Origin of the sequence: Mycobacterium sp., from assembly GCF_049647605.1 — a bacterium.
Classification (GTDB): domain Bacteria; phylum Actinomycetota; class Actinomycetes; order Mycobacteriales; family Mycobacteriaceae; genus Mycobacterium.
Map to the genome: position 1 here is coordinate 96,113 of NZ_JBARXZ010000194.1, position 12,676 is coordinate 108,788.

Sequence of the window (12,676 nt, forward strand, 5' to 3'; positions counted from 1 at the left end):
TGAAAGCCGGAACAAGCTCAGTCGTCCTTACGGAAGCAGGATCGCGAATATGAAGACCAAAGGCGCACTCATCTGGGAGTTCAACCAGCCGTGGACGATCGAGGAGATCGAGATCGGCGACCCCGTCAAGGACGAGGTCAAGATCCAGATGGAAGCCGCCGGCATGTGCCACTCCGACCACCACCTGGTGACCGGCGGTATCCCGATGTTCGGATTCCCGGTGTTGGGAGGACACGAAGGCGCCGGCATCGTGACGGAGGTGGGTCCGGGCGTCGAGCACCTCGCCCCCGGTGACCACGTGGTGCTGTCATTCATCCCGTCGTGTGGTGAATGCCCGTCGTGTCAGGCCGGGATGCGTAACCTCTGCGACCTCGGGGCCGGACTGCTCAGTGGGCTCGCTGTCTCCGATGGCACCCACCGGATCCACTCGAAGGGTCAGCCCGTCTTCCCGATGACCCTGCTGGGCACGTTCAGCCCGTACATGGTGGTGCACAAGAGCTCGGTGGTGAAGATCGACCCGTCGATTCCGTTCGAGGTGGCGTGCCTGGTCGGTTGCGGTGTCACCACCGGCTACGGGTCGGCCGTTCGCAGCGGCGACATCCGCCCCGGCGAGGACGTGGCGATCATCGGGATCGGCGGCGTCGGCATGGGTGCGCTGCAGGGTGCCGTGAACGCGGGTGCGCGCCGGATCTTCGCGGTCGACCCCGTGGAGTGGAAACGTGAGCAGGCGCTCAAATTCGGTGCCACCCACGTCTATCCGGATATCTTCTCGGCCATGGCGGGTATCGCCGAAGTGACTGCCGGCGGCATGGCCCGCAAGACCATCGTGACCGTCGGCGAGCTCAACGGCGCGGATATCGACAATTACCTCAACGTCACGTCCAAGGGCGGCACCTGCGTCGTCACCGCCGTCGGCAGCATGATGGACACCAACGTCACGATGAACCTGGCGATGCTCACCCTGATGCAGAAGAACCTGCAGGGCACCATCTTCGGCGGCGGCAACCCGCACCACGACATCCCGCTGCTGCTGTCGATGTACAAGGCGGGCCGGCTCAACCTCGACGATATGGTGACCCGCCAGTACAAACTCGAGCAGGTCAATGACGGGTATCGGGACATGCTGGAAGGCCGCAACATTCGCGGTGTCATCCGCTACACCGACGCTGACCGCTGAGCTCCGGCACAGCTGCCTGATACACCACGGCCGGCCCTCTCTCCCCCTCGCTCCGCTGGGGGTACCCCCACGGGCTCGTCGACCGGCCCTAGGCTGGGCTCCATGGCAACTGTGTTCACCAAGATCATCAACGGGGAGATCCCGGGGCGGTTCGTCTACTCCGACGACGAGTTCGTCGGCTTCCTGACAATCGCCCCGGTCACCCAGGGCCACACCCTGGTGGTGCCGCGCGCCGAGATCGACCAATGGCAGGACGTCGAGCCGGAGGTGTTCGCCCGGATGACAGCGTTGTCGCAGCGGATCGGCCAGGCGGTCATGAAGGCCTTCGACGCACCGCGTGCCGGCCTGCTGATCGCCGGGCTGGAAGTACCGCATCTACATGTGCACGTGTTCCCCGCTTACTCGCTGGGCAACTTCGACATCAGCGGCGCCGATCCCAACCCGTCACCGGAATCACTCGACGAGGCCCAGGCGAAGATCATCGCCGCTCTCGCCGACCTGTAGTCAGATAGCCGGCTCGGGCACGTCCACGGAGGCCTTGAGCGGCACGTCGACAACACGCGGCAGCCGCACCTCGAAGCGGCAGCCGTGGCCCGGGGCGGTCGTCACCCGCACCGTGCCGCCGTGCGCGTACACCAGCGAGTCGACGATCGACAGGCCCAGTCCGGTGCCGCCGCTGGCGCGGTGCCGCGACGAATCGGTGCGGTAGAACCGCTCGAAGACCCGTTGGGCGTCGTCCTCGCTGATTCCGGGGCCCTCGTCGACCACTTCGAGGATCGCGTCGCCGGATTCGGTGCCCACCCGCACGGTGATACCGGCACTTTCCGGGGTGTGCTGAATCGCGTTCGCCACCAGGTTGCCCAGCACCTGCCGCAGGCGGGCCTCGTCACCGATCACTTCGGGGGTGCCCGGGCCGTCGAACACCTCCATCGCGACGTGCCGCCGGGGCGCCACCGATTGAGCGTCGTGGACGGCGTCGGTGGCCAGCGCCAGCAGATCGACCCGATGCTGCTCCAGCGGCCGCTGCGCGTCCAGGCGCGCCAACAGCAGCAGGTCTTCGACCAGCAGGCCCATCCGGCTGGACTCGCTTTCGATCCGCGACATCAGCATCTCCATGTCGCGGGCCGCACCCTGGCGATAGAGCTCGGCGAATCCGCGGATGGTGGTCAGCGGAGTGCGCAGTTCATGGCTGGCATCGGTGATGAACCGCCGCATCCGTTCCTCGGAGCGACGCGCCTGCTCCGCCGACTGCTCCGAAGAGGCCATCGCCCGCTGGATCTGGCTGAGCATGCCGTTGAGGGCAAGGGACAGTCGGCCGACTTCGGTCCGAGGATCACGTTGCGGGACACGACGATCGAGCTCGCCGTCAGCGATGGCAGCGGCCGTCTCCTCGACTTCGTCCAGCGGACGCAGGCTGCGGCGCACCACGGCAAAGCTGACGATCCCGAGCAGCAGCAGCACTGCGACGCCGATCCCCAACTGCGTGAACACCAGCGACCGCACGGTGGACTGCATCTCGGAGAGGTCGATGGCGACGGTGGTGAGCTCACCGTGGGTCCCGCGCACCGACACCGCGCGCCACTGCACATGCTCACCTTCGACGGAACCCACCGTGGTGGGGATGGGTCCGACGTCATTGTGCGTGGGCAGCGCAGGCTCGGCATCGCGGTCGTTGACCGCCATCCAGACCCGCCCGTCCGGACTGACACCACGCACATAGAAACTGGACGGCGGCCGACCGGGATTGGGTCCTTCATAGGTCTGCGCAGGCATCAGGCGGGGTTCTTGTGCCCAGCTCTGCGAGGCGTCGATCAGCGTCTGATCAACACGATTCATCAAGCTGTGACTCATGATCGTCGTCACCGCGATACCCGAGGCCAGCAGGCCGAAAGCGACCAGCACAAGGGTCGCGGTCACCAGCGCCACCCGCAGTGGCACGCCTCGTCGGAGATAGTCGGACATGGCTCCTATTCGCCTGCCGCTAGCGCGGCTCCCTGAGAACGTAACCGACACCACGCAGAGTGTGTAGCAGTCGCTTGTCACCGGTGTCGATCTTGCGGCGCAGGTACGACACATACGATTCGACGACGTTGACGTCGCCACCGAAGTCGTAGCGCCACACATGATCGAGGATCTTCGGTTTGGACAACACGGTGCCCGCGTTGATGACGAAGTAGCGCAGCAGCGTGAATTCCGTGGGCGACAGCGATACGGGTTCGCCGGCCTTCCACACTTCGTGGGTGTCTTCGTCGAGTTCGATGTCGGCGAAGGTCAGCCGGGAGTTGCGCGGCACCTCCGGCGCTTTGCCGGTGCGACGCAGGATCACCCGCAACCGAGCGACAACCTCTTCGAGGCTGAACGGCTTGGTCACGTAGTCGTCGGCACCCAGCGTCAGCCCGGCGATCTTGTCCTGGAGGCTGTCACGTGCGGTCAGGAACAGCGCCGGCGCGTCGATGCCGTCGGCCCGGAGCCGGCGAAGCACCCCGAACCCGTCCATCCCGGGCATCATCACGTCGAGGATCACCGCATCCGGTTTGACCTCACGGGCCCGATCCAGCGCGGCCGGGCCGCTGATGGCCGTGTACACCTCGAATCCCTGGAATTTCAGGCTGACAGACAGCAGCTCCACGATGTTGGCTTCGTCGTCGACGACCAACACTTTTGCCTCTGGTTTGGTCTCGATCGTCACTGGCGCGCCCATAGGCATCCAATCTCCTACTAATTGCTTGTTCATAACCAGGGAGATCACTGTGGACTTGCTGTGAGTCCGAGTCCTACGATACCGCCGGTAGCGGCAACTTGACAGCCATACACTGGCCGATATGGACCTCGGCAAGAACCTGGTGGCGCTGGCCACCGCCCCGGTGCGGGTTGGCCTCGCCGCCACCGAAGCCGGTCTTGACCTGGCCAATGGCGCCCTCGGCCTGGCAAAGCGATCCCTCGCCGAGACGACCGGCGACGGCCTCGGGGCGGCGTCGGTGACGCAGCTGTTCGGGCTCAACGACACCGTGGCGCGGGCCAACCGGATCGCAAACGTCGTCGATGCCCTCACCGATGAATCGGCACCGCTGGGACGTGCCCTGGCACCCGACGGCCCCGTCGACCGACTGCTGCGGCCCGGCGGCCTGGTGGACCGGCTCACAGCTCCCGGAGGGGTACTCGACCGGGTGACCGCGGAGGACGGCCTGCTGGACAAACTCACCGCCGAGGGCGGCGGGCTGGAGCGCGCGCTGGCTCCCGGCGGCCTGGTGGATCAACTGCTCGACGAGGACGGCCTGATCGAGCGCATTCTCGCCGAGGACGGCCTGGCCGACAGACTCCTGGCCGAAGGGGGACTGATCGAGAAGCTGACCGCACGCAACGGCCCCCTGGAACAGCTGGCCGATGTCGCCGACACCCTCAATCGGCTGGCCCCCGGGCTGGAGGCGCTGGCGCCGACCATCGACACGCTGCGCGAGGCGGTCACCACTCTCAGTTCGGTGGTCAATCCGCTGTCGAACATCGCCGACCGGATCCCACTGCCGCGCCGGCCCGCGCGTCGGCCCGCACCCACCACTGTGCCGTCGCAGCGGGTCATCGACCACGAGGATTGATCCCCGCGCCAGGTGGAGCCCCCGGTCGGGATTGAACCGACGACCTTCGCTTTACAAGAGCGGTGCTCTACCACTGAGCTACGGAGGCGGATGTTTCGCGTGAAAAGGGTAGCAGCGCCGCTTCTTGTTGCGTGCGCGGCGCTGTTCAGCTCTCGATCCAGCCGCACCTACGAGCTCAGGCGGTGACGTCGCGCGCCCCCAGGCGCAGATGCTCGATGTGGTAGACGGCTTCGTCGAGCAGAAGCGCGACGTGGTTGTCGTGGAGTCGATAGACGATGTTGCGGCCGGTCCGCTCCCCCGCGACGAGGCCGAGCGCACGTAACAGCCGCAATTGGTGCGACACCTGCGGCTGCTCCATCCCCACCGCCGCCGACAGGTCTGTCACGGTGCAGGGCGATTGCCGCAACCGGGTGAGGATCAACAGGCGGTTGGGCGAAGCCAGCGCCTGCAGCGTTTCGGCAACCTTGGCCGCTGCCGCCGCATCCAGGGACGCCGCGGGCGTGGCTCTGCCCTCGACGCCGTGACCCATTGGCCCATTGAAGCACAGAGGTTGACACCACCCTTATACATATATAACTGTATATGTCTCGATGTATGTCTTTCTATGTTTCGAAGGGATCCTCGGTGAGCACGACCATCGGCGAACCGGTTCGTGTACAACGTGATTCACCCCCGGCACCCCGCTCCGCGGTGTTCTGGTCGGTGCCGTCCGTTCCGTGGGCCGCCGCAGCTCTGGTGCTGTTCGGCATCGGCGTGGCACTGCAACTGACAGGCGCACCGGAGCCGTTGTGGTGGAGCGTCTACCTCGTGTGTTATGCCGTCGGAGGCTGGGAATCGGCCTGGGCGGGCATCCAGGCGCTGCGCGATCACACCCTCGATGTCGACCTGCTGATGGTGGTGGCCGCGATCGGAGCGGCGGCCATCGGCCAGGTCACCGACGGCGCGCTGCTGATCGTCATCTTCGCCACGTCGGGAGCATTGGAGGATCTGGCGACCAGACGCACCCGGGACTCGGTGCGGGAACTCCTCGACCTGGCCCCCGAGACGGCGGTTCTGGTGGACAGCAACGGGATCGAACACCCGACGGCTGCACGGGCACTGATCGTCGGCGATACCGTCCGCGTCCGCCCGGGCGAACGCATCTCCGCCGACGGTGTGGTCACCTCCGGCGCCTCCGACGTCGACCAGGCCTCCATCACCGGCGAACCGCTTCCGATAGCAAAACAGCAGGGCGACAACGTGTTCGCGGGAACACTCAACGGCTCCGGGACCCTCACCGTCGAGGTCACCCAGGATCCGTCCACCACGGTCGCCGCGCGCATCGTGACCATGGTGGGCGAGGCCGCCGCCACCAAGGCCAGGACCCAACGCTTCATCGAGAAGGTGGAGCGGCGGTACTCGGTCGCAGTGGTGGCCGTGACGCCGGCCCTGTTCGGGATTCCCCTGGTCTTCGGCGCCGACCTGCAATCGGCGCTGCTGCGGGCGATGACCTTCATGATCGTGGCCTCACCGTGCGCATTGGTGCTCGCCACGATGCCGCCACTGCTGTCGGCCATCGCCAACGCCGGCCGGCACGGCGTCCTCGTCAAGTCAGCCGTGGCGATGGAGCGCCTCGCCGAGGTCACCACAGTGGCACTGGACAAGACCGGGACCCTGACCCGCGGCACCCCGATACTCACCGAAATCCGGCTCCTGAGCGACGATCTGGACCAGGCAGAGGCGCTGCGGTTGGCTGCTGCCGCCGAACGCTACAGCGAACACCCGTTGGGCAAGGCCATCGTGGTCGGCGCCCGGGACCGCGGACTCAGGATCCCACCGGCCGACGATTTCCACGCGCTCACCGGACGGGGTGTGCGGGCTCGGGTCGGCGGCACGATCGTCGAGGTGCTGAGTCCAAGCGATCACGGTGAACTCGAGCTGCACCCACGCACCGACGGCACCACCACGGTGATCGTGACCGTGGACGGGACACCCGTCGCGGCGCTCGGCCTGCGCGACGAACCGCGGCCCGACGCCGCGGCGGCGGTGCGGGCACTGACCGCTCAGACCGGACAACCGCCGATCCTGGTGACCGGCGACAACTCCGACAGCGCAGCCGCATTGGCCGCAGCCGTGGGTATCACCGAGGTCCGGGCCGGCTTGCTCCCCGACCAGAAGGCCGACACCATCCGGGACCGGGAATCTTCCGGCGAACGGGTGCTGGTGGTCGGTGACGGTATCAACGACGCGCCGGCGATGGCCAGTGCACACACCTCGATGGCGATGGGCAGATCCGGATCCGACCTGGCATTGGAGACCGCCGACGGAGTCACCGTGCGCGATGAACTACTCGTGATACCAACAGTGCTGGAACTGGCACGCCGAGCCCGGCGCGTCGTCATCGCCAATCTCGTCATCGCCGCATCGTTCATCGTCACGCTGGTGACCTGGGACCTGGTGGCCCACCTCCCGCTGCCGATCGGCGTCGCCTTGCACGAGGGATCAACGATCCTGGTCGCCCTCAACGGTTTACGCCTGCTCACCGATCGGGCCTGGCGACGCGCTCAGCACCCCAGCTGATGCCGATCCTGCCGCGGTCGAACCCTCAGTTGACCGGCACGTCGAGAACCGGGCGATCCACGGCGGCACCCGGGCCGTCGAAATGCCACCACTCCCCCGAATACACCGTGAATCCCCCGGATTCCATCGCCTCCCGCAAGCGGGCTCGGTTGGCCTGGGCCACCGCAGAGACACCCTCGGTGCTGTAGGCCAGCGCCCGCGGCGAGAAATCGTCGAAATCAGTGCCCATATCGGCCCCGGCGATTGTCACGTCCACCGAACGGCCTGCGGTATGGCTACGCGCATAGGGCCCGGGCCGGGCCACCCAGGCCGGATCCGGGGTGTGCTCGAACATCTTGGCCTGCACGGCACGCGGCCGATAGCAGTCCCAGAAGACCAGCACCTCACCTCGCTGCCGCAGCACTGCCGCCGCGGTGGCCAACCCCGGCGCCAACGATTCATGGACCAGGCACCGGGCATCAGCCGGGTACAGCGTGATCCCGACAAAGTTGTCGGCCGTGGCGTACCGCAGATCGACGACGGCATCCGGCACCACGGTTCGGACGTCGACCAGTCCGGCGGCCAGCGCCTGGTCAGACACCGGCGGCACCGGCGAGGCCGCGGCCGTACCCGGGTGGCCGCTGACCGCAAGACAACACGCGACGAACGCCATGCCGAAACGACGGAAGCTCATGACCGTCAACCCTGATACCCGAAGCCGATATTGGCAATCCGGCGCGCCCCCACAGTTGACAGCACACTTTCTGCCCAACTCGGCCGGGACCGGTCCAGAAGGGAGTAAACCTGGAGGATGCGTATCGGGTTTATCGGGCTCGGCCACATGGGCGCGGCGATGGCCGCGAATCTGCTGCGAGCCGGCCACGAAGTGACGGTGTTCAATCGCTCGCGGGAAAAGGCCGAGCCACTGCTGCGGCAGGGCGCCCACCAGGCCGAGAGGATCGCCGATGCCTGCCACGGTGATGCCGTGGTCACCATGCTGGCCGACGACCGGGCCGTGCATCACGTGTCGTTCGGCGACGAGGAACACCTGGGCGGCATCGTCGATGTCCTCGACCCAGGCGCAGTTCACATCTCGTCGAGCACGATAAGCCTCGATTTGGCCAACCGACTCACCCACGCACATGCCGACCACGGCCAGAAGTTCGTGTCGGCGCCGGTGTTCGGCAGACCGGAAGCCGCAGCCGCGGCCGGCCTGTACATCGTCGTGGCCGGCGCGCCCGATGCGGTGGCCGCGGCGATGCCGGTCCTGGATGCGATCGGGCAGCGCACCTTCGTCGTCTCCGAGGACCCACCCGCAGCCAACATCGTCAAGCTGGCCGGCAACTTCCTGATCGCCTCGGCTATCGAATCATTGGGCGAGGCAATGGCATTGGTGGCCAAGGCCGGTGTAGACAAGGCCCTGTACCTCAACGTGCTGACCTCGACCCTGTTCGGCGCGCCGGTGTATCAGGCCTACGGCCGGATCATCGCCGACGAGGCATACCACCCCGCAGGCTTCGCCGCGCCGCTCGGTCTCAAGGACATCGGCCTGGCCTTGAAAGCCGGTGAAGAGTTGCAGGTGCCGCTCCCGGTCGCGAGCCTGCTACGCGACCGGCTTCTCGGGCTGCTTGCCGCCGGCGGCGCCGACCTGGACTGGTCGGCGATCGCGACACTGGCCAGCCGGGACAGCGGCGCCGACCTTCACATCACGCCGCGCAGCCCGTCGGCCCCGAAGACCGGCGCCAGCAGCCCGGACATATCCGGTCCACGACGCAGCCCGTGACCGCCGTCCACGTTGATCAGCTGGCCGGTGATGTATTCACCGGCGTCGGAGAGCAGGAACAGCGCCAGGTTGGCGATGTCGGCGACCTCGCCGACCCGCGGTAGCGGGGTGCAGGCCTGATAGTCCGCGCTGACCTCCGGCGAGCTCATGATCGGCTCCACCATCTCGGTGCGGGTCAGGCCCGGCCGGATGCCGTTGACCCGCACCCACGACGGGCCGAGTTCGTCGGCAGCCAGCTGGAGCAATGCATCCAGCGCAGACTTTGCCGGACCGTAGGCGCCGAACCAGCGATGGGTGTTGCTCGCGGCGATCGAGGAGATCCCCACAAACGAGCCACCGCCGCCGCGCACCATTTCGCGGGCCGCATGTTTGAGCACATACATGGTGCCGTTGACGTTGAGGTCGACCGTGCTTCGCCACAGCGCCGAGTCGAGCTGCGTGATCGGCCCGATGGTATGGCTGCCGCCGGCGCTGTGCACGACGCCGTGCAGGCGGCCATGCCAGGCGGTGGCCACCTCCACCGCACGGCTCACGTCGTCCTCGTTGGTCACATCGGCAGCTTCATGACGAATCGAGCCCGGACCACCGGCGGCGGTGATCTCGTCGGTCGCCGCGGCGAGTCGGTCGGCGTTGCGGCCGACGATCACCACATCGGCGCCGGAGGCCACCAGGGCCGCCGCCACACCCTTGCCGATGCCACTGCCACCACCGGTGACCAGATATGTCCGATTCTCGACCGACAACTGCACGCTGAACCCCTTCGTCCCAGATCGTTCTCGTCCGTGATTGCCCGAGCTCCGGCAATGCAATCACGGTGGGGGCACCAGTGTGGACAGATTTTCTGAACTGTCTACCGGCCCTCCGGCGTCGGCACCGGAGTCCGGTTCATCCGGTCGCCGTCTCCCGCGGGTCAACGCGCAGATTCCCGCCGTCGCCTATGGTTGTCCTATGGCTCCAAAACCTGATTCCTCGGAAATTGACGAAGTCGAACCTGTTGCTGACGACACTGCCAGCCAGGCGCGCCGAGTGGTCGCCGCCTACGCCACCGATGCAGACGAGTGCAGGGTGTTCCTGGCAATGCTCGGCATCGAACCGGCCAAGCTCGGCGCCTAGATGACATTCGGGGCGAACCCTGGTTCCCCCGGCGAGTCCGACTTCGTCGTCGTAGCCAACCGGCTACCGGTCGACAAGGTGATCGCACCCGATGGCACCACGACCTGGAAGCGCAGCCCCGGTGGCCTGGTCACCGCACTGGAGCCGCTACTGCGTAAGCGCCGTGGCGCATGGGTGGGCTGGCCGGGCATCATCGCTGAGGACGACGTGTCCGACAGCAGTGACGATGACAACGTCGAACCGATCGTCGACGACGAGTTGTTGCTCTACCCGGTCCGGTTGAGCGCCGACGACGTGGCCGAGTACTACGAAGGCTTCTCCAACGCCACCCTCTGGCCGCTCTACCACGACGTCATCGTCAAACCCGCCTACCACCGGCAATGGTGGGACCGCTACGTCGACGTCAACCGCAGGTTCGCCGAAGCGGCGTGCCGGGTCGCGGCGCGCGGCGCCACCGTCTGGGTGCAGGACTACCAACTGCAACTGGTCCCCAAGATGCTGCGCATGCTGCGCCCCGACCTGACCATCGGGTTCTTCCTCCACATCCCGTTCCCACCGGTCGAGTTGTTCATGCAGATGCCGTGGCGCACCGAGATCACCGAAGGCCTCCTCGGCGCCGACCTGGTGGGCTTCCACCTGCCCGGTGGCGCGCAGAACTTCATGATCCTGGCGCGACGCCTCATCGGCGCCAACACCTCACGCGCCTCCGTCGGCGTCCGCTCGCGCTTCGGCCAGGTCCAGGTGGGCAACCGCAACGTCAAAGTCGGCGCGTTCCCCATTTCCATCGATTCCGCCGAGCTGGACCGGAAGGCGCGCAACCGCGATATCCGCAAGCGCGCGCGGGAGATTCGCGCGGAACTGGGCAACCCGAAAAAGGTCCTACTCGGCGTCGACCGCCTCGACTACACCAAGGGCATCGATGTGCGTCTGCAGGCGTTCACCGAACTGTTCGAAGAGGGCCGGGTCGACCGCTCCGAGGCCGTGCTCGTCCAGCTGGCCACCCCCAGCCGCGAACGCGTGGAAAGCTACCGCTTGCTGCGCGACGACATCGAGCGCCAGGTCGGGCACATCAACGGCGAGTTCGGCGAGGTCGGCCACCCGGTGGTGCAGTATCTGCACCGCCCCGTCCCACGTGACGACCTGATCGCATTTTTTGTCGCCGCGGACGTCATGCTCGTCACGCCGCTGCGTGACGGGATGAACCTGGTGGCCAAGGAGTACGTGGCGTGCCGCAGCGATCTCGGCGGCGCCCTGGTCCTCAGCGAATTCACCGGTGCGGCAGCCGAATTGCGGCAGGCTTATCTCGTCAATCCACACGACCTCAACGGGGTCAAGGATGCGATCGAGACCGCACTCGAACAGGACCCCGAAGACGGCAGGCGCCGGATGCGGGCGCTACGACGTCAGGTACTCGCCCACGACGTCGACCGGTGGGCGCGGTCCTTCCTGGACGCCCTTGCGGGCGCACCCGGCGCGGACACCTCGCAGCTGGTCGACACCGAGCAGGGCGATCGGATCTAGCCGGTTCAGATCGGCGTGATGTAGTTGATCAGCCACTTCCCGTCGATCTTCTGATAGTCGACCTTCAAACGGCTGCCGTCATACACCGACTGCTTCGATTTGTCGGTGACCGTGCGGTTCATGTAGACCATCACCGAGCCCGAGTCACGTTGCGCGTCAAGAACTCCGACACCGACAACGTTTGCCTGGCTGATCACCTGACGCTCTCGCGCCTCGGGGATGATCTGCGCGGTGGCCCGCTCCTGGAACTCGTGCCGATAGTCAGGGGTCAGCAGATTGTAGGCATCGGTGAGACTGCCTTCGACGGTCTGGTAGTCGTACCCGAACACCCGCGGTATCTGATCCGCGGCAATCACCCCGATTTCGGCACGGGTGTTCTGCTCGGCCTTGGTCTGGATCCGATCCCAGTACAACCCACCACCGATGGCGGCCAGCGCCACGACTCCGGCGACCACCAGCACTGAGAGAGTTCCGAGCAGCCAGGCGGTCCGACGCCGCATCAGTTGCCTCCGTCCGGGTACTTCAGGTCATAGCCGGTCATTCGGCCGTTGTCGTCCTCGTGCACGATGACCCGCATCCGATAGGCCTGCGACGGCTTGTTGACGCCGTCGATGTCGGTGACGGTGACCCGCACCGCAACCAACACCGACGCATTGCCGCTGTCCGGGTCCACCGCCTCGAGTGCCGCCCCGCTGACCACTGCCTCGGAGCTGGCGTTGGTGTCGAGGAACAACGACTTGAGGTTGTCGACGTTGTTGTTCTGGCTCATCATGTCTCGCAACGGCCCGCTGATGCCGTCGACAAAACGGTTCACACTTTCGCTGACCGTGTTCGGGGTGTAAGTGAACATGTTGACCACCGTCTGCACCCCGGTGTCGACAAACCGCTGTTCCTGCGCCGCCTCGGCGTCGGCGGCACGATGCTGATTCGCCAGCACCAACACCACCGACA

14 protein-coding genes and 1 tRNA gene are annotated in these 12,676 nt (G+C 66.4%); 7 read left to right on the plus strand and 8 right to left on the minus strand.

Translation table 11 applies throughout. The features are described 5' to 3' along the window. Positions 1 to 49: 49 nt before the first annotated feature. Together WBB07_RS25090 and WBB07_RS25095 are read left to right on the plus strand one after the other, a co-directional pair. Positions 50 to 1,177, plus strand: coding sequence for an NDMA-dependent alcohol dehydrogenase (locus WBB07_RS25090; RefSeq protein WP_526311673.1), 1,128 nt, complete (start codon positions 50 to 52; stop codon positions 1,175 to 1,177). A gap of 102 nt (positions 1,178 to 1,279) precedes the next feature. After that, the gene (locus WBB07_RS25095) at positions 1,280 to 1,681 is read left to right on the plus strand and encodes an HIT family protein (RefSeq protein WP_526311675.1); all 402 of its coding nucleotides are present in this window, start codon (positions 1,280 to 1,282) and stop codon (positions 1,679 to 1,681) included. On the opposite strand, the gene WBB07_RS25100 is transcribed toward WBB07_RS25095, so the two are convergent. Together WBB07_RS25100 and WBB07_RS25105 are read right to left on the minus strand one after the other, a co-directional pair. After that, a complete protein-coding gene (locus WBB07_RS25100; RefSeq protein ID WP_526311677.1) occupies positions 1,682 to 3,139 on the minus strand; it encodes a sensor histidine kinase in 1,458 nt (485 codons plus the stop codon). It lies immediately after the preceding gene. 19 nt (positions 3,140 to 3,158) lie between these two features. Next, positions 3,159 to 3,878 (minus strand): response regulator transcription factor, encoded by a 720-nt coding sequence (locus WBB07_RS25105; protein WP_526311679.1) that lies wholly within the window; start codon positions 3,876 to 3,878, stop codon positions 3,159 to 3,161. Between the two features lie 121 nt (positions 3,879 to 3,999). On the opposite strand from WBB07_RS25105, the gene WBB07_RS25110 reads away from it, so the two are divergent. Next, the gene (locus WBB07_RS25110; RefSeq protein ID WP_526311681.1) at positions 4,000 to 4,770 is read left to right on the plus strand and encodes a hypothetical protein; all 771 of its coding nucleotides are present in this window, start codon (positions 4,000 to 4,002) and stop codon (positions 4,768 to 4,770) included. A gap of 13 nt (positions 4,771 to 4,783) precedes the next feature. Here the strand turns inward: WBB07_RS25110 and WBB07_RS25115 are convergent. Then, positions 4,784 to 4,858: transfer RNA gene (locus WBB07_RS25115), tRNA-Thr, on the minus strand. A gap of 87 nt (positions 4,859 to 4,945) precedes the next feature. After that, positions 4,946 to 5,299 carry an ArsR/SmtB family transcription factor gene (locus WBB07_RS25120; RefSeq protein ID WP_526311683.1) on the minus strand — a complete coding sequence of 118 codons (354 nt, stop codon included), beginning with the start codon at positions 5,297 to 5,299 and terminating at the stop codon, positions 4,946 to 4,948. 65 nt (positions 5,300 to 5,364) lie between these two features. On the opposite strand from WBB07_RS25120, the gene WBB07_RS25125 reads away from it, so the two are divergent. Further along, positions 5,365 to 7,329: a heavy metal translocating P-type ATPase gene (locus WBB07_RS25125; RefSeq protein ID WP_526311685.1), complete on the plus strand. Its 1,965-nt coding sequence runs from the start codon at positions 5,365 to 5,367 to the stop codon at positions 7,327 to 7,329. Positions 7,330 to 7,354: 25 nt separating this feature from the next. On the opposite strand, the gene WBB07_RS25130 is transcribed toward WBB07_RS25125, so the two are convergent. Further along, complete coding sequence (locus tag WBB07_RS25130; RefSeq protein WP_526311707.1) at positions 7,355 to 7,981, minus strand: M15 family metallopeptidase; 627 nt, start codon at positions 7,979 to 7,981, stop codon at positions 7,355 to 7,357. A 138-nt stretch (positions 7,982 to 8,119) separates the two neighbouring features. Here WBB07_RS25130 and WBB07_RS25135 point away from each other — a divergent pair, with 138 nt between their 5' ends. Continuing rightward, entirely contained in the window at positions 8,120 to 9,091 is a 972-nt protein-coding gene (locus WBB07_RS25135) for an NAD(P)-dependent oxidoreductase (protein WP_526311687.1), read from the plus strand. Here WBB07_RS25135 and WBB07_RS25140 read toward each other — a convergent pair. Further along, positions 9,010 to 9,840 (minus strand): SDR family oxidoreductase, encoded by an 831-nt coding sequence (locus WBB07_RS25140; RefSeq protein WP_526311689.1) that lies wholly within the window; start codon positions 9,838 to 9,840, stop codon positions 9,010 to 9,012. The two genes, WBB07_RS25135 and WBB07_RS25140, sit on opposite strands and share 82 nt — an antisense overlap. Before the next feature lie 199 nt (positions 9,841 to 10,039). On the opposite strand from WBB07_RS25140, the gene WBB07_RS25145 reads away from it, so the two are divergent. Continuing rightward, complete coding sequence (locus tag WBB07_RS25145; protein ID WP_526311691.1) at positions 10,040 to 10,204, plus strand: hypothetical protein; 165 nt, start codon at positions 10,040 to 10,042, stop codon at positions 10,202 to 10,204. Continuing rightward, a complete protein-coding gene (locus WBB07_RS25150; RefSeq protein ID WP_526311693.1) occupies positions 10,205 to 11,725 on the plus strand; it encodes an alpha,alpha-trehalose-phosphate synthase (UDP-forming) in 1,521 nt (506 codons plus the stop codon). Between the two features lie 5 nt (positions 11,726 to 11,730). On the opposite strand, the gene WBB07_RS25155 is transcribed toward WBB07_RS25150, so the two are convergent. Together WBB07_RS25155 and WBB07_RS25160 are read right to left on the minus strand one after the other, a co-directional pair. Beyond that, on the minus strand, positions 11,731 to 12,225 hold the full coding sequence (locus WBB07_RS25155; protein WP_526311695.1) for a mammalian cell entry protein: 495 nt from the start codon (positions 12,223 to 12,225) through the stop codon (positions 11,731 to 11,733). Beyond that, positions 12,225 to 12,676, minus strand: a 452-nt coding sequence (locus WBB07_RS25160) for an Rv1363c family protein (protein WP_526311697.1), incomplete at its 5' end; no start/stop codon positions are given. The genes WBB07_RS25155 and WBB07_RS25160, both read right to left, overlap by 1 nt.